Origin of the sequence: Psychrobacter sp. CLB018, assembly GCF_041222815.1 — a bacterium.
In the GTDB taxonomy this organism is placed as follows: Bacteria; Pseudomonadota; Gammaproteobacteria; order Pseudomonadales; family Moraxellaceae; genus Psychrobacter; species Psychrobacter faecalis.
In genome coordinates this window covers 2,634,634-2,652,911 of record NZ_CP166085.1, presented here as the reverse complement: position 1 = coordinate 2,652,911, position 18,278 = coordinate 2,634,634, and the positions used below count along the sequence as shown (strand labels likewise).

Sequence of the window (18,278 nt, the reverse complement as noted above, 5' to 3'; positions counted from 1 at the left end):
TAATATAGCATATTATGCAGCGTTTTGGATATGGACATCCATGATTAACAGATAATCTTGGCGGTAGATTGGTTAGCTGATGAGATTAGTGACGGCTGTCATGTTGATAATGAGGGTCGTGCTTGACGGGTAATACCACTAAAAATCGCGTATGACCATTAATGGTATCTGTAATGATACGGCCTTGGTGCGCCGTAACTATCTGGGCAACCAACGACAAACCAAGCCCCGAGCCTTTATTTTTTTGCTGTAAGCGTACAAAGGGGCTAAAGACTTCTTCGCGTTTATTTTCAGGGATACCTTCGCCTTCATCAATCACCGCCAGCACCGCAAATTTCGGTAGCGGGCGTATTGGCTCAGCTTTCGGCTTTTTGAGATGTTTACTAAATATGCCCTCTTTGCGGGTAGCGTTTGCCGTGTCGCCGTTTTCTTTATTAACGTTTTCTTTATTAGGGTCTTTGGTGGCACTTTTGGCGTCATCCTTCTCAGTACTAACGCTTTTATCCGCTTCTTCTATCTGTTTATTGATAGTCTTGTCATCGATGTCGTCGATGGATGTTTCTTGTTGTTCAGGAACCGCGCGCCAAATAACTTTTTTAATTTTTTCTGTCAAGTCGGTAGTAAAGCGCTGATAGGTAAGTAATAACGACGGCTCGACAATGGCTTCGGTCTCAGTGGTGCTACTTAGGTCATTGTTTAGCTCATTAGATGAGTCAATAGTTTTTGCCGTCGATGATTTATCAGTATCTGTGCTGTTATCACTATTCGTATTGCCATCAATCTCAGCATCCACAGTGATGCTTTCACCATTTTTATAAATCACTGGCGCAGGTAGTAACGCTGCGGTCGACGCTTCTTCTGTCGACGTTGATGTTGAGGTGGCTTTATTATCGCTAGGAACAATATTATCGTTAGTAATTGTGGCATCAGCATTTTGCTGGGCGTTTTGATCAGTTTCAAGCGCATGGTCGCTATCAGGCGCTTCTTCATCATAATCAAAGTCTGGGCTGTTATAATCGACAAAGCTGCTACACAGTATGGTTTGCAAAAGATAATCTGGAATAGCGTCGGCTTCATCTAGCGTTTGTACGCCGTAAAGTAATACCGTAACGGGTGGTTTGCCGTGCAGCATAGCATTGGTCAATAGGTTACGAATTAAGTGGGTCAGCATCGATGATTGACCATCGATGACGATATGCTCGCCAATCAAGGTTGCTTGAGGATAATGCTGGCGTTCTTGGTTTACTAAATCATATAAGTCCAAATGCTCAACTTGTTGTAGCGCGTGTCCAGCATCTAAACGACTGACCAGCAAAATACTCTCGACCAAATCGTTTAATCCAGACAAATCGCGATTGATAGCTTGGGCACGCTTATCAAATTTTTCTTTGGTATCACTCGGCAATGCACCCGCCAGCATATCCATCATCTCAATCTGTAAGCGAATACGGGTGATGGGCGTACGCAGCTCGTGCGAGGCGTGCGCCAATAGCAGGTTATTGGCATTGATTAGGTGTTCAATTTTTTGTGCTGCTTGGTTAAAGCCGCGCGCAAGCGATGCAATCTCATCATTACCGCGGGCATTGACTCGCACCGTAAAGTCGCCGTCGCCCAATTGCGCCATTTGTTGGCTCATCTGATTGATACGCCAAGTAATGGTACGCGCAATCCACCAAAGCACCCCTGCCATGATAAGCAGCAGCAATAGCGTACCAGTAAATAAATTTAAGGCGGCAGAGAGGACAGGTTTTTTAGGCGGCAGGCGTGATTCGTATAATAGCGTATAGCCGGTGCTACTATAAACTTGGGCTTGCTTGGTTGGGGAGGTTTCGGCAAATGAGGGAAAGACGCGCGCTAATAGCGAGGGCGGCGCAGGCAATTCTAATGGCAAATCGCTGTTGTCGCTTTGCATGAGCAAATGACCTTCATTGTCATATAGGCCCATTTTTGCTTGCAGTGATTCATCAAAAATATCAAAGCTTTTCTTGACCACCGCTAGCATAAAGCGCGCTTGTAAACGGTTGTCTTTACTGACAGCAATATTTAGCTCATGCAAAAATGGGTCGACTTGACCCAAAATTTGCGTGGCTAAGATTTCTGAACGAATACCAGCGTCTTTGTCATGTACCAACTGGGTCAATAACACCATCGCTACCGCAAATAAAATAAGTGCCAGCATGACACTGGCAAATAGTTTGGCAAATACGGAACGAAAACCCAGTTGTTGCATTAAATCATCTCTATTATCAAACGCTTATAACCATTTTATTTATTTTATTTTAATAAGTTTATCGCAATACGGGCTTAGTTTAATAGCGTTTGATTGCATGTGCTAACTATACCTGATCGGTAGCGAATTGATAACCCACACCGCGTACGGTAATGATACGTTTTGGCTGGCGCGGATTGTCTTCGATTAACGCACGCAAGCGCGAAATATGCACGTCAATGGCGCGATCAATATTATCCGAGCTATCATCGTTTGGCATCGCTTGCCATAATTGCTCACGGTTTAACACTTTGCCCGAGTGGGTAGCAAAGTAATGCAGCAGCTGAAATTGATGCGTCGTCAAACGGACTGGTTGATCATCGATAGTGACTTCATGACTGTCAGGAAAAACGCTTAGGCGCCCAAACGTTAAACTATCTGACTGGCTGTCAGCTTGATTTGGCTGCTCATGACGACGAATGACGGCACGAATACGCGCGAGTAGTTCGCGCGGCTCAAAGGGTTTGGCAATATAATCATCGGCGCCCATCTCTAAACCTAATACACGGTCTGTGGTATCGCCTTTCGCCGTTAGCATAATAATCGGCACTTTATTGGTCATGTTGTTTTTGTTGCCACGTATCTTTTGGCAAACTTGCATGCCATCCATATCAGGCAGCATCAAATCTAGCACCACCAAATCGATGTCACGCTCTTTAGCGTCTAACAAGTCCAAACCTTCTTGACCTAGTCCTGCATGATGTACATCATAATAGTTCATGGTCAGATAATCGCTGATTAATTCGGCTAAATCTGGATCGTCTTCAATTAATAAAATTTGCTTACTCATAATTTTTCCTCTAGTTGTTGTTATAGTTTGTTTAAAATGCTGTTTAAAAATACTGCTTTAAAAGTGCCTATCTACAAATGCTGTCTTTATAAAACTGTTTTTGTAAATAAGCACGCCCTAAATTTTCAAAGCCCTTAACTCTTAGTTCATTCTCACTCAAAGCGTAATCCCTATTAGTTTACGCTATATTGCCTAAACAGGATGTTATTAAACAAGATAGGCTTTGTTAATGTTTCTACACAATGTAACTACGAGCTTTGGCGCTTATGAAACTACCGCCTTTTTTCCTTCAGATTCCACCGGTAAGTTTGCCAAGCAAATCAAACTGTCATTGGTAATACCGGCAATTAAATACTGCTTAGTCAAGGGGTCATACTCGATAACTTCGACGGGCTGGCGCGTCAAACGCTGGTCTTGTTTGATAATCCAAACGTTAGCATGCAAAGGACGCAGCGGCTTATAAGGCGGTTTGTGCAGCACGGTTAGGTCAACATTGTGCAGCGCGCGCTTAGGAACAATGGTTCCAACTTCTATTTGTCCGTAGTCAACGCGCCCAGTCACCTGCATATCAGGTCGTATTTGGTTGCGACTGACTTCATTATCAACCACATTGACATAAACCAATAGCTGCTTTGGTAACTCAGTGACTGTCAGCTTACTGACCTGACCGGTAAATTTATCTATCAAGCCTTCCGCCGTGAAGTTAACCGTTTGTCCAACGGAGATTTGTGATTTGGCTTCAATCGGTAAGCTTGCGCTAAAATGCAGCTCCGTCCCGTCGCTAAGCTTTAAAAGAGGTTGACGCGGTGCTACTTGTTGGCCGCTTTTGACGTATAGCTTTTCGATATGACCTGCGAAGCTTGCCCGTACCGTTATCAAATTATTCGCCGTTTCTGTATGCTTAGAAGCTTGGTTATTGTCTAAGTCGTTATTGCTAGCACTAGCAGAATTTCCTTTAACATCCTCACCATTTTTTTCTGTACTGGGTTTTATGTTATCTGAATTCTTAGCAGTGGAATCTTTTGGCGCCGCTTGAGTACTGTTGACGGCAGACGGTTTTGGTTCAGTGGCCGCACCTTTATTATCTACTACTTCATCTTCTACTTCTAAGGAAGTTGCTACTTCATCATCGGCTTGTTCAGATGACTCTGTTGATTCAATAGGCGCTGCTTGCCGTCGAACGGTGAATAATGGTGCGCCTTTTTCGACCCGTTGATTTTTTTTCACCAACACCTGCTCTACCGTCAGTGCTTGGGCAGCAATTAGGTTTACCTGTTTGATAGGCTCAATCTCACCTTCTAAGCCAAGGCTCGGCTGATAACGGGTTGGTTTGACGCTTAGGATATGATCAGGGGTCATCGTAATGCTATCAGCACGTATGAGCAGGGGCGTGTCAAAGGCCTCGCTATTTTCAGCTGTGACAGGTTCTGACGTAGGCGGGGAGGGCTGGCAGGCGATAAGCAGCGCCGCGCCCAAAAGATACGCACTCTTTTTTAATGGGCTAAAAGCTAAAAGTATGGTGCTTGAAAATTTAGCCCTCAAACGCCTTAAATCTATAAAACCTGTCATAGCGATCACCCTTGTCAACGAATTTTTATTATATAGGGAATTATGAGGCGGTGAAATGATTACTCTTATTTACTGATTTTGAATGGTAATCGATGACTCAAAAACCATTCGCCGTACCGCAGAAACTTTATTGCAAAAAGCAGGTTGTGAAGTCGTCACCGCGATTGACGGTTTTGATGCCTTAGCGAAGATTGTTGATAACAATCCAGATATCATTTTTGTAGATATTATGATGCCGCGTTTAGATGGTTATCAGACTTGTGCCTTGATAAAAAATAATCCAGATTATGCGAGCAAACCGGTGATTATGTTGTCATCGAAAGATGGTTTGTTTGATAAAGCTCGCGGGCGCATTGTTGGTTCTGATGAGTATTTGACCAAGCCATTTAGTAAAGATGAGCTTTTTGAGGCGATTAACCAGTATCGCTAAATAATCAGTAACGTGAATAGCAGCCCGTTAAAGACCTGCTATAAAAATATTATAAGTTCGGTTATTCAGGTTAATAGTGAGCGCTTGCTGCTTAATTTTTATCTTGATGAAAATAATACTGGCATTCAATCAATACGATTTATTTTTAATCGGTTTGTTTTAACAATATATCCTGATGGATATCATCAAAAATAAAGGAAATACCTATGACTACTGTTTTAGTCATTGACGACTCGCCATCTGAGATGGCGAAATTTCGCGACATGCTTTCTAAAAATAACTTTCAAGTATTAGAAGCGAGCAATGGAGAGCAAGGTTGTCAGATGGCCGTCGACCATCTACCAGACGTCATTTTGATGGACGTGGTAATGCCTGAGATGAATGGTTTTCAGGCAACCCGCAAAATTACGCGCGGTAAAACGACTGCTCATATCCCTATTATTATGATCAGTACCAAAAACCAAGAAACAGATCGAGTATGGGGTAAGCGTCAAGGCGCTAAAGAATATATCACCAAACCGATTGATGAAAGTGGTTTGGTCCAGATAATTCGTAAAGTAATGGGGTAGCTTGTGGCATCCAGAGGATTTATTGAGCTGCTGCGTATAGCAGACTTAGCACGCGCGCGTAAAAGTGGTCGCCGCGGCGGCAAAGAGTTTGATTGGCAAGGCGTGGTATTTGAAATTGGCGGTCAGCGTTTGGTGGCACCAATGGGTCAAGTATCAGAAGTATTATCCATGCCAGAATATACCAGCTTACCTTTAGTAAAGCCTTGGATGCTCGGCATCGCCAACATCCGCGGGCGCTTGTTGCCGTTAACCGATTTGTCGCGGTTTTTACAAGTGCCCAGCCGATTGCCACAAATGAGCCAGCGTAAAGTCATTGTGATTGACCATGATAATCTGTTTTCAGGACTGCTGGTCGATCAGGTGCTGGGCATTGAGCAGTTTACCCAAGACCAATATCGAGCAGAAGCGCTTGAACCGAGCTCGCCGTTTGCGCCTTATAATCACGGTAAGTTTGTCAAAGATGAGCAAGATTGGTATGTATTTATGCCAAGTCTGCTGGCACAGGATTTGCAATATACCGATGCTGCCATCTAGTGGCTGTGAGTAACTAGTAATTAGCTGTTTTTTCTAAATATTGATTTTTGGTAAATACATCAACCTTAATAAACACTTCGATTATTAACGGGGTGTTTATTAAAGCAAGAAAAGAACAAAGGCTGACATGGTTTGATGAGATGTCAGCATTCATACAGGCTTTGTGAATCACTGTTGTTTTGATGGCAATATGATTTCAGAGTCAGTCACGATACGACTTTGACGATTGTTTGAAAGGAATAGGCACGATGAGTGATGTTATAAATAACCCTGTAGCTGGTACGAATAAAACAACGACAGATGCTAATAGTAAATGGAAGCTGTTATTAGGGCTTTGTGCTTTAGTGAGCGTGGCTTGTCTGTTTTGGCTGGTCAATTCATTGTCGTCGGTCAGCCAATATTTAAGCAATTTTAATCAATCAGTCATCTTGCCTGTGATTGTTTTTGTGGTAGGTGTACTGGGCATTTTATTTGCTTTATACCAATTACTCAAACAACGCGGCGGCTCAGAGCGTTTATTGATTGAAAAAGAAACCTTACGCCGTCGTCAAGAAGCAGAAGCGGAGTCTGAGCGCGCGCGCCAGATTCAAGAAGAGAACGAGCGTAACCAGATTGCAATTTTGCGTCTACTAGATGAGTTGGGCGATTTGGCAGATGGTGACTTAACAGTAAACGCGACGGTATCGGAAGATTTTACCGGTGCGATTGCTGACTCTGTGAACTTTGCAATTGACCAATTACGCCAATTGGTACTGGTTATTAATAGTACCGCTGAGCGTGTCTCGCAGTCCTCAGAGCAAACGCAGATGAATGCAGTTGAGCTTGCTGAAGCCTCAGAGCACCAAGCACAAGAAATTGCTGGGGTATCTGCGGCGATTAATGAGATGACAGTCTCGATTGACCAAGTGTCAAATAACGCTTCAGAATCGGCGACGGTTGCACAGCGTTCGGTTGCCATTGCTTATAACGGTGCGGAAGTTGTACAGCGCTCGATAGAAGGTATGAACGTGATTCGTGATCAGATTCAAGAAACCTCAAAACGTATCAAGCGTCTCGGTGAGTCTTCGCAAGAGATTGGTGATATCGTTGGTCTAATTAACGATATTGCTGACCAAACCAACGTCTTGGCATTGAACGCTGCGATTCAGGCATCGATGGCAGGGGAAGCAGGTCGAGGCTTTGCGGTTGTTGCCGACGAGGTTCAGCGTCTTGCTGAGCGTTCAGCCAACGCAACCAAACAGATCGAAACGCTGGTAAAAACCATTCAGGCCGATACCAGTGAAGCGGTTATGTCGATGGAATCAACAACTTCTGAAGTCGTACGCGGAGCGCGCTTGGCAAAAGATGCGGGTGAGGCACTAGAAGAGGTGCAAACGGTTTCAAATACCTTGGCTGACCTGATTCAAAACATCTCTAACGCCGCTCTACAACAGGCTGAGTCTGCTGGTCACATCTCGCACACCATGAATATTATTCAAGATATTACTTCGCAAACCTCGTCTGGTTCGATGGCGACCGCGCGCTCTATCGGTGAGCTTAGTGAAATGGCGGCGGCACTGCAAGAATCGGTCACCGGCTTTAAGATTTCTAATGATGATAAGCAGTTAGAGCAAGAGTTTAGCGAAGATGAGTATTTAGAGATCGATGAAAGTGTTTCGGCGAGCATGTAATCTCTAGTTATCAGCTTATGATTGTGATATTGAAATATTAACCAAGCAGTTGCTCTACTCGTTTTTCTGTTGAGCAACACTATTAATAGCAGGTCACGTGAATAATCATACTCAAAAAGACAGTCTGATGATTAATAAAGCCGATGCTTTGATAGCAGAAGCTTTGTGGGATGATGTTGCTTTTGATACTGAGCAATGGCAACGCTATATAGAGCAAGAGATTGGTTTTATATTGCCAAATGTTCAACGTAAATGGTTGGTCAACGCCGTCAGTCAAACGGCACTGGCCTATGGTTTGAGCAACAGACAATTATGGCATCAATTACCGATTAATCATGAGCTGCGCCAGCAATTGTTAGATAAAGTGCTCATTCATGAAAGTCGCTTTTTTCGCCATTTGCCCTCTATATAGTTTATCACTGATTACGCCTTACAGTGGCAACGAGAGCAGCTAATCGCTGCTAGTACTAGCTGCAATACTAATGATAGCAGCGCTAGTATTGACGCCAGCAATCCTGATGATTCATTCCGTATCTGGAGCGTCGGCTGTGCCAGTGGGCAAGAAACTTGGTCGCTGGACATGAGTTTGGCCGCAAGCCAGCTGACCAATTACAGCATATTAGGGACTGATGTCAGTCAGCAGGCATTAAAAAAAGCACGTTTAGGTCAGTATGATAATAAGCAACTGGCTTTGATTCCGCAAGATTGCCAGCAATTTATTCAACTATTACGACCAACAAGTATCGTTGAACAATTACGTTTTCTGCCTGTGTCTACGCAAAAAAATACAGAGAAAAACGCTCGAGCCCACTGGCAGGTGATGCCAACGCTAAAACAGCGTGTACGCTTTGCTTTACACAACATTATCGACAAAAAACCGCCAACGCCGCATTTACAACAAGTCATTGTCTGCCAAAACATGCTGCTTTATTTTCGTAAGTTTGATCAGCGCGATATATTAGCGCGGCTATCAGAGCAGTGCGCAGTAGGCGGTTATATTATATTGGCTCCAGGTGAGGCGTTATTTTGGCGTCCTTCAAACATGCGCCGTATTGCGCACCCACAGATTAACGCCTGGCAAAAAACCAGTGCCTAAATTAGCGCCTAGACGAGTTAGGATACATCTATGAAAAACCAGCCCAACGACATGGTGACACTTGAGTGGTTACTGCCACTGTTTGATCAGCAATTATCACAGATAGCTGATGGCTGGCAATTGGGTGAAAAAAGCGCTGATTATGAGCAGATGACACAGAGCTATCATCAGATTGGTGGCGCTTTGATCATGATTAACTTGCCGATATTGGCAAATTTGGCTACTAAGCTCAGCTTACTTGCAAGGACAGAAATCGATAGCTTAGATGCTGATGCGAGCCGTATAGGTCACATAGCGCATCGACTGCTTACGGGTGAGCTGGTTTATTACGCACGTACGAGCAATTTTCATAGCGCTTTAATAAATAAAACATCAGCTGAGCTTACCCAAGTTTTAGCGCGTTATGATATAGCGACCGATCACCTTGTAGACGCTTCTTTAGACTCTAAAGAGGACAGTCTTGCTAGCATTGCCACTAACGATATTGTTGATATTGCGCTACCCGTCAGTACGGCAATGGTCAGTTTAGACCAGGCGCAGTATCAGCAGTTGCTATTGGTTTGGCGTCAACAAGCGCAAGCGTTACTTGCTGCTGATACCAATGACGCTTCTATACTGGCGACTTTAGAAAAAGTCGCTCAATACTTATGGCAAACCGCAAAAGATGACGATTTGCAGCGTCTTTGGTATTTGACTGAAGCTTGGCTACATGACCTTGCCCATAACGAAACGCCGCGACCTAAGTATTACGCCGCGCTATTGAGTCAATTTGATGCGTTAATAGAGGCAAGCACCCATCAAAAAGCGCTATCGGCAAAAGTTATCAACGAGCTGATAGCGAATATTTATATCGAAATCAGTAGCCTTGCCAAACAGAGCGATAGCACGCAAGTTATGCTGCAAAGCGTAGCGCCGCAAGAGGTCGAAACACGCTTTTTACCGCGCATCTTAAGTGATATTGATACGCTGATTTTTAACTTTGATAAGCCGCAAATCCTAATTAAACCACTCCAACAAATCAGCCATCAGCTAGGAAGTCGTGGTTGGACATCATTTGCCTCGCAAGCAGCATCTATCCTAGCAGATATAGAACGTGACTTAATTGCCCAAACTGGAGTGGTAGAAGAGCAATCACAACAGCAGTGGCAAATTGAGCAGCGTCTCCAAGAATTACACAATGCTATCTACAATACCGAACAAGTTATCTTAAGTAAAATAGGAAGCGCGGCTTCTTTTATACCTGCGGCTGACGTCATTACTCATGATGACATGGATAGCGTGCAAGTAGAAAGTAGCCAAAAAATTAAGACAGACGATAAGGAGCTGCGCGAGCTGCGTATTGCTGTTGAAGACGTTAAGCAAGGCTTTAGTGATTATATTCAGCGCCAAGACCTAGCACTATTACCAGACGCTGCAGATTTTTCTAACATTGGCGAAGCTTTTGACAGTATGAGCCTGTCATCTATCCGCCAGGCAACCGATAACATAGCAGATATATTCGAGCAATTAACCACCCATGATATTGCCGTACTGAGCTGGGATGTCACCGAAGCCTTAGCCGAAGGTTTAACCTCTATCGAATTGCTGCTCGACTATCTTGCGCAGCAGGTCTTTGATCAACCCTTATTGAGCAAAGCTCATGAATATATCGACAAGGCGGCGACACTACTTAGTGGCTATATAGCTGCGCCTGAAACCGTTAATGATACCTTTTTAACGCAAAAGCAAGCGACAAATGATGTACTGCGCTACGATGATAGTGGCGAGATTGCGCCTATTACTGTTGCTAATGAAGACATTGATTTAACCGATAACACAAACCATAGCGATAAAAAAGAAAGTGCCGCTTTATTAAATGCTCGCAGTGAGCTTAAGCACGATAACTTTGATGTTGATGAAGATATTCGTGAGATCTTTATTGAAGAGGTGGAAGAGGTCGTCGCTGATTTAGAGGATTTCTTACCCATTTGGCAGCAAGATGCGCAAGATTTAACGCCATTAACTGAAGTGCGCAGAGGCTTTCATACCTTGAAAGGGTCAGGGCGTATGGTTGGCGCTTTTAGTATCAGTGAGATGGCCTGGTCTATTGAAAACCTACTCAACCGTCTGTTGGACAAAACCCTACCAGTGACCGATGAGGTCGTGGCACTTGTGACAGAAACCACTAAGCATCTACCAGCGATGTTGGCTGATTTTGCAGCACAGAACCCACCAAGTTTTGATCCTGCCATTACTATTTTGCAAAGCAATAACTTAATAAGCCAGCAACCTATCAATACAGGCTTAGAAGTGCTTGATGATAATTTCTCTACAAGTGAGGTTGAAAAAAATAATGCGGTACTAGATGAGGGTACGCAATCGACAGATGAGAGATTCTTAAATATCGAACAAGTTGATACTCTAGACATAAATGACTCTGTTAGTAACTTTGACGAAGTTTTTGAAGTAGAAACAGACTTTTCAGCCTCATTAACGGATTTAGAGATACCAGACGTATTAACCCCATTTATGACAGCGGCGCAGTCGCTACCGACAGATGCTAACGATGCTGATCCTGATATCAAAGAGATATTTATAGAAGAGGCCAATGAAGTTCTAGAAGAAATTGTGCCCTTATATGAGCATTGGCAGCTTACTCCTGATAACTTAAGCCAGTTAACTGATATTCGTCGCGGTTTCCATACTTTAAAAGGCTCGGGTCGTATGGTTGGTGCTAATTATAGCGCTGAGCTAGCCTGGTCGATAGAAAATATGCTCAACCGTATTTTGGATAATACAATTGTAGCGTCTGCAGACATACAGCAGCTTATCGGTGATGTGTTAGGCGCTTATCCAACGCTATTAATTACCTTTGAAAATGACAGTCAAGATTATCCTGCACTTGTACCGTTATGGGTGGCTTGTGCTCAGGCTTTTAGTAAGCAGTTGGGTGATGAATTCAGCTACCGCGCGCTACATAAACAACTATTTTATGGTTCTGAGCAGCAGCAGGACATAAGCACAGCGCAATATTCTGATGTTAAAAATACAGATCAAGAACTTGTTGATGACACTGCTTATGACATTGCCGAAAGTAACAGTAGCATTGATAGTACGCTGCAAACCATTCATTCGGTAAATGAAAAAATGGCCGAAGCGCCCATCGTTTTGACGCCTCAAAGTGAAGAAGAGCAAATCTTTTTCGATATTTTTGTTGAAGAGGCCGAAGAGCTGTTAGAAAGCGTTAAAGATTTTGTTCTTGATCACCAAGACGAGCCTTATGCCGCCGTAAGTGATGAGATTGTTCGCGCTTTTCATACGCTAAGAGCAGCGTCTGGCGCTAGTACTTTGACGGCAATCAGTGAGGTTGGCACGACGATAGAGCAAAGTTTGGAGCTTTTGCAGAAACAAGACACGCCAATGAATGCTCAGCATGTAAAAGCGCTTGCCCAGTCTGTGACGCTGATTGAAGGCTACCTAGCTAATTATAAACGCGATGTGCAGGAGCGAGAAGTTTCGTCAGAAGAGGCGCAAAGTCAGCAAGATATTGCTTCTTTACAAGCCATGCTTGGTGAGCAGTACGCCGTTAGCGATGACGAAGACTCAGCCGATGGTAAACCAACGATAAGTCAATTGTTAGATGACGATATCAATGAGCTACTAGATGCAGAATGGCAGTTAGAAGCCGTCTTTAATAATGCAGAGCAAGAACAGATTCAAAGTTATATCGCAAGGCAAATCTCACAAATAAAACATCTAGCCAGTAAAGCACAAGAGGTACCAAAATTTGCCTTGATTCTTAGCGAATTGGAAAATGCTTATACTTATTTAAGCCATCATCCTGAAAAATCCCGTGATACTGATATCCAGGCCGCTTTACTTGCAGGTCATTGTCAGCTAGTCGGTTTATTTGATGCTTTAGCGGGTAGCACCTCGTTGAAAATTAATCAGCAGGTAGTTGAGCAGCTAAAAGATATTGCTCAAAGTGACGATAGCAATATCAATGTAGAAGCAGGTACTGCAGGGCATACTGATGTTGATAAAGAGGCTGAGGAAGAGGGTAAAGGCACAGTGCAAAGTGTTGCTGCGCCTGAGTTTGCGCTTGAAACCATCGTTACCGATATTGAGCTATTAGAAATCTTCTTAGAAGAAGCGCAGGAGCTTGATGATGCGCTCAATGATAGCTTTAGTAAATGGCGTGCTGATATCAGCAATATCAATACCTTAAAGGTTTTACAGCGCCACCTGCATACCATCAAAGGTGGTGCGCGTATGGCAGGCATACGCAGTATTGGCGATTTGACCCATGAGGCGGAGAGCATTTACGAGGCATTCGTTGAAGCAAGACGTACGCCAACGACGCAATGGCTTGAAATTATGCAAGTCGTGCAAGATACGTTGTCATTGCAAGTGGCGCATATTGTCCGCTATCAGCAATCATTTTTTACACCTGAGCTGATTGAGCAGCTGCAGCAGTTTGAAAAAGCAGCAGCGTTACCAAAAGACGTCGAACTTATTGTACCAATGCCGCAACACCAGGCTGCTGCTGAACCGCAAATCAGCGCCAATGAATATACCCATCGTATCGATAAAACGGCAGACTTCTTAAGTTTAGATAGAATTATAAAACAATCTTGGGCGAACGGCTTACCTGACCCAGATATTTTAGAGGTGTTTTTAGAAGAAGCAGAGGCGCTGACCAACCGTAATGAATGTCTGCAAGCATTCTTAAGTGATGCCGGTGATACCGTTGCATTGCAAGCCCTACAGCGCGACTTACACACCTTAAAAGGTGGTGCGCGTATGGTAACGGCATGTGGTATCGCTGACCTTGCCCATGAAATGGAAACGGTTTATACCGACTTTATTGATCGTCGCCGACCTGCTACCAAAAAAGTCTTGGAGCTACTGGTAGCCTGTCACGATTGGCTGGCAGATGCGGTATTTATTCTCTCGCAACAGGTGAACCCACCAACGCCAGACTTATTAATTGAGGCGCTGCAGCAATTTAGTAAAAACCCCGATAGCTTAAAACACATACCAAAAGAGTCTTTGCAACCGCAGCGTGATGCTATTTTACTGGCGAAAGAAAAGCAAGAATCTACCTATATCCAAAAAGATATCAGTGAGATGCCGCCGATGGTGGCTGATACGACTGAGCAAGAACAGAACGCCAGTAGCAACGAGATGATTCGTATCTCAGGTGGCCTCATTGAGCATATGATCAATCTATCAGGTGAGTCGGCGATCAACCGTGCGCGTATCGATATGGGCATGAGTAGCTTGACCACTAGTATTGAAGAGATGGGAACGACTGTACAACGTCTAGCGGATCAGCTGCGCCGGATGGAGATTGAGCTTGAAGCGCAGATTTTATCGCAGATTGATGATGAGTTGGTCAATCATGAAGGCTTTGACCCTCTAGAGATGGACCAGTATTCTTCGTTAAACCAATTATCAAAATCTTTGACCGAGTCGGCCTCGGATTTGGTTGATATTAATCATACCTTACTTGAAAAGATGCGTGACAGCGAAAGTCTATTGCTACAATTATCGCGGACGCAAACTGAGCTGCAAGATGGCTTGATGAATTCGCGGATGGTACCCTTTACCCGCCTAACGCCACGGCTTGAGCGTATCGTGCGCCAAACGGCCAATGAGCTAAACAAGTCGGTTGATTTAAAGATTATCAATGCTGATGACGAAATGGATAGAACCATTTTGGAGCGCATTACCTCACCGCTTGAGCATATGTTACGTAACGCCGTCGATCACGGAATTGAAACGGTTGCAACGCGCTTAGAAGCGGGTAAAGAACGTAGTGGACAAATCACTTTAGAAGTCCTGCGTGAAGGTAGTGAAATCATTATCCAGTTAACTGATGATGGACGCGGCATTGATGTAGAAGCAGTACGCAATAAAGCCATTTCTCAAGGTTTAATTGACGCCGAAGACAGCAGTTTAAGCGACCTTGATATTATGCAGTATATCTTTAACGCCGGCTTAAGTACCAGCAAGCAAGTGACGCAAATATCAGGTCGCGGTGTCGGTATGGACGTGGTGATTAGTGAGATTCGTCAACTAGGTGGGGCGGTATCGGTGGTGTCAGAGCTTGGTAAAGGCTCTCGCTTTACTATGCGTGTGCCGCTCACGGTTGCGGTGTCTGATGCGTTGGTGGTTCGCGCCGCAGACCGCTATTATGCGATACCGTTAGCGCAGATTGAGCGCGTGGTACGTATCAGTCCAGAAAGAATTTATGACTATTATCAATCGGGCGCCGCTACGCTTAACTTTGAAGATAACGATTATCGCGTGCGTTATTTGAATGAGATTTTATCAGGTAATAAGCTCAATGAGCTGGTCGTCAATACAAACACCAGTGTGCCACTGATTATTATCAAAAACCGTAGTGGCCAAAACATGGCGCTACAGGTTGATCAAATCGCAGGGTCACGTATTGAGGTCGTGGTAAAACCTTTAGGCCAGCAATTCTCGAATCTATCGGGTATCTCAGCGGCAACCATCATGGGTGGTGGCTCGGTCATGCTTATTCTTGATCTGATTGCACTGATGCGAAATGCTGCTTTAGGCAGAGAAGTCGCAAAATCTGCTATCAGTGTTCGTAGCAGTACAGAATCTAAAATCACCGTTTTAGTCGTCGATGACTCAGTCACGGTACGAAAAGTGACCTCACGTTTCTTAGAGCGTCAAGGTTTCAATGTGGTCCTTGCCAAAGATGGTATCGATGCGCTTGAAATTTTACAAGAAACCACACCGGACTTGATGCTACTCGATATTGAAATGCCGCGTATGGACGGTTTTGAAGTTGCGTCGCAAGTTCGTCATAACCGACGTTTGCAACAGCTGCCTATTATTATGATTACCTCACGTACCGGCGAAAAGCATCGCGAGCGCGATTTTGAGATTGGAGTCAATGACTACATGGGCAAACCTTTCCAAGAAAACCAGCTTCTTAATAAAATCCAAGGTCTATTGGGTATAGAGGCTAGCTTAGTCAATGAAGGATAATGTACCTGCCTTAATACTAAGGGATAAGCATAAAAACGATATCAGGGTACTGGTGGTGGCAGAAGACCACCATCAGCGCATGGCTTTTTCTGATACTGTGCGTAGTTGTGGTTTGCAGCTGGTTGACTGCGTATCAAGGACGCAATTACAAAATAGGTTGAGCCGCTATACAGCGCCTATTGATATTTGGCTCATAGATGGTGATTACGATGAGCATATGGCAGTAGCGACTACTACCGCTCAACCTGCTACCGTTGTAGTCGGATTTAGCCAGGCGCCGTATCTTAATGAAGCTGAGCATTATGCCAAATGGCAGCGCAAACTCAAGCGCAAACTTGCCCAAATGCTGGCGTTGCCGTTATTAAGTAAGGCAATAGATAGCCCTGCTTATAAGAATACGGCTTATCAAAATGAGACTAACGATTGGCATTATGTGGTATTTTTAGGTGCTTCGATGGGCGGGCCTAGTGCGGTCAAAGAATTTTTAGATCATTTGTCACCCACCTTGCCTGTGAGTATTTTACTGGCGCATCATTTTAACCAAGCGATGATAGGTACGCTACCACGCATACTCAATCGCCATAATGACTGGCGCTGTCAGCTGATTACCTCATCACAGTGTTTGCGCGGCGGGCAATGCCTCATTGTACCCATTGATAAACAAATTGTTTGCGATTCAACTGGTCGTATTATCTTAATAGATCAAGCGTGGGAGGGCGATTACAAGCCCGCTATCGGTCAAATCCTGAAAAATACCAGTGATGTTTATGGCAGTGAGCTTATCAATATTATTTTCTCTGGTATGGGAAATGATGGTTCGCAGTATTTGGACTTAATCCAAGACAATGACAGTCAATTGTGGGCGCAAGACCCAATATCAAGCGCTTGTCCAAGTCAGCCGCAAGCCATTATTGATTCAGGTTATTGTCAGTTTGTTGGCAGTCCCAAAGCCTTAGCAGAAAAACTTACCCATTATATTGCTGAAAGGGCGATGCCCGCCTCTTCAGAGTCATTTATTGTGAGCGACATATGAAACAGATTCTAAAGCACTCATTTGAAGCCGTGAGCTTATTGACCACTAATAATGGTATGCTCGACGTAACGATTGTCCCAGCCACCGACCAACCGGATTGGATCATTCCTAGTAGCTTGATTTTAAGTGTCGATGAGTGTAGTGAACATAGATGGACGTATGAATGGCAACAACAAGAAGTCGCTGTGATCCATCTATTGCCGCGCCATCAAACGCCGGACAAGATTATTATTTTAGAAGGCAATACCACCGCGCATCGTATCGCGCTACAGACAGCAGGCGAGCTCCGCCAACTACAGGCGCGTATCTCCGATGTCAAAGATATCGACTTGCCTGAGCACTTTATCAAAACCGACAGCAAAACTGATACCGTTCAGCAGCGCGTCCAAGAAGATGTTGTGCTATCCTACCTTTTCCAAGCGGTGATGATTGATGATACGGTTTACATGGTGCCAGATTTGGATAAAGTCGCCCATCAATTGGTTGACTTAGATAGCTAATTTGCTCATGGTTACGCTTTTTATCATGGGCTTTAGTGTTAGCTCTAAATAAGGTTATTAGCCTTGAGCTGGGACAGATAGTTATTATGTTTATTTGCCAGTTACCAGCTAGTAGGTTTTTAACACTGTCATTTGATCCGTATCAGCCAGCGCCTATAAGTATCGATGAATAGGAAGCGATAAAATATACTATGAATAATATCCATTCAAATCTGACAAAGTGGTCGGTTGCTAGTCGAGTCTTTCATTGGGTTAGCGCCTTATTATTACTGGTCACTTGGATCATGATACTGTTATATGACAATCTTGATAGTAAGGTCTATATCGGCTTACACAAGGCATTTGGGGTCAGTTTGTTGTTTTGGATGATTGCCCGCGTGATCAGCCGTATTTTTAATAAAGCACCGCCAGCGCTGGCAATGCCAAAATGGCAAATGCTGCTTGCACAATTATCCCACTTTGCTTTATATGCGTTATTAATTGCGATGCCTATGGCAGGACTGCTGATGTCGGTATATGGCGGCCGAGCAGTTGACGTCTTTGGTTTATTTCAAGTTCCTGTCTTTGTCACCCCCGATAGGGGATTAGCACGGCTTTTTAATGACTGGCATACCGATATTTTGTGGCCGATGATAATTATTTTTACTTTGATGCATATTGGCGCCGCGCTATATCATCAATTCATTAAAAAAGACAATATTATGGCGCGTATAAAATAACGACTTAAAAATGGGAAGAGCGCGTATAAAAAAGCCCTAAGTATGAAACTTAAGGCTTTTTTTGTGCCAGCATTTGTACTAGCAAACGCTA

The 18,278-nt window shown here is 44.0% G+C and carries 12 protein-coding genes and 1 pseudogene; 10 read left to right on the top strand and 3 right to left on the bottom strand.

Annotated elements, in window-relative coordinates:
* Positions 1 to 85: 85 nt before the first annotated feature.
* The 3 genes from AB8P72_RS11295 to AB8P72_RS11285 form a co-directional block, all read right to left on the bottom strand.
* The gene (locus AB8P72_RS11295) at positions 86 to 2,230 is read right to left on the bottom strand and encodes an ATP-binding protein (protein ID WP_193032138.1); all 2,145 of its coding nucleotides are present in this window, start codon (positions 2,228 to 2,230) and stop codon (positions 86 to 88) included.
* 106 nt (positions 2,231 to 2,336) lie between these two features.
* Positions 2,337 to 3,059, bottom strand: a complete 723-nt coding sequence (locus tag AB8P72_RS11290) for a response regulator transcription factor (RefSeq protein WP_068403530.1) — start codon at positions 3,057 to 3,059, stop codon at positions 2,337 to 2,339.
* Between the two features lie 264 nt (positions 3,060 to 3,323).
* On the bottom strand, positions 3,324 to 4,628 hold the full coding sequence (locus tag AB8P72_RS11285; protein WP_102076450.1) for an efflux RND transporter periplasmic adaptor subunit: 1,305 nt from the start codon (positions 4,626 to 4,628) through the stop codon (positions 3,324 to 3,326).
* An 82-nt stretch (positions 4,629 to 4,710) separates the two neighbouring features.
* Here AB8P72_RS11285 and AB8P72_RS11280 point away from each other — a divergent pair, with 82 nt between their 5' ends.
* From AB8P72_RS11280 to AB8P72_RS11235, 10 genes and pseudogenes are all read left to right on the top strand, one after another.
* Complete coding sequence (locus AB8P72_RS11280) at positions 4,711 to 5,058, top strand: PleD family two-component system response regulator (protein ID WP_068403524.1); 348 nt, start codon at positions 4,711 to 4,713, stop codon at positions 5,056 to 5,058.
* Positions 5,059 to 5,264: 206 nt separating this feature from the next.
* On the top strand, positions 5,265 to 5,627 hold the full coding sequence (locus tag AB8P72_RS11275) for a PleD family two-component system response regulator (RefSeq protein WP_068403521.1): 363 nt from the start codon (positions 5,265 to 5,267) through the stop codon (positions 5,625 to 5,627).
* Positions 5,628 to 5,630: 3 nt separating this feature from the next.
* Positions 5,631 to 6,161 (top strand): chemotaxis protein CheW, encoded by a 531-nt coding sequence (locus tag AB8P72_RS11270; RefSeq protein WP_068403518.1) that lies wholly within the window; start codon positions 5,631 to 5,633, stop codon positions 6,159 to 6,161.
* Between the two features lie 581 nt (positions 6,162 to 6,742).
* Positions 6,743 to 7,747 (top strand): annotated as a pseudogene (locus AB8P72_RS11265) (methyl-accepting chemotaxis protein); the annotation flags it as partial.
* Between the two features lie 181 nt (positions 7,748 to 7,928).
* On the top strand, positions 7,929 to 8,243 hold the full coding sequence (locus tag AB8P72_RS11260) for a hypothetical protein (protein WP_226928928.1): 315 nt from the start codon (positions 7,929 to 7,931) through the stop codon (positions 8,241 to 8,243).
* A gap of 3 nt (positions 8,244 to 8,246) precedes the next feature.
* Entirely contained in the window at positions 8,247 to 8,927 is a 681-nt protein-coding gene (locus tag AB8P72_RS11255) for a CheR family methyltransferase (protein WP_306495951.1), read from the top strand.
* Positions 8,928 to 8,957: 30 nt separating this feature from the next.
* Positions 8,958 to 15,935 carry an Hpt domain-containing protein gene (locus AB8P72_RS11250; RefSeq protein WP_369957762.1) on the top strand — a complete coding sequence of 2,326 codons (6,978 nt, stop codon included), beginning with the start codon at positions 8,958 to 8,960 and terminating at the stop codon, positions 15,933 to 15,935.
* Complete coding sequence (locus AB8P72_RS11245) at positions 15,925 to 16,968, top strand: chemotaxis protein CheB (RefSeq protein ID WP_369957761.1); 1,044 nt, start codon at positions 15,925 to 15,927, stop codon at positions 16,966 to 16,968. Before AB8P72_RS11250 ends, AB8P72_RS11245 begins: the two co-directional genes overlap by 11 nt.
* Complete coding sequence (locus AB8P72_RS11240) at positions 16,965 to 17,468, top strand: hypothetical protein (RefSeq protein WP_198328886.1); 504 nt, start codon at positions 16,965 to 16,967, stop codon at positions 17,466 to 17,468. The genes AB8P72_RS11245 and AB8P72_RS11240 overlap by 4 nt, the downstream gene beginning before the upstream one ends.
* A 191-nt stretch (positions 17,469 to 17,659) precedes the next feature.
* Entirely contained in the window at positions 17,660 to 18,187 is a 528-nt protein-coding gene (locus AB8P72_RS11235; protein WP_193032146.1) for a cytochrome b, read from the top strand.
* Positions 18,188 to 18,278 lie beyond the last annotated feature (91 nt).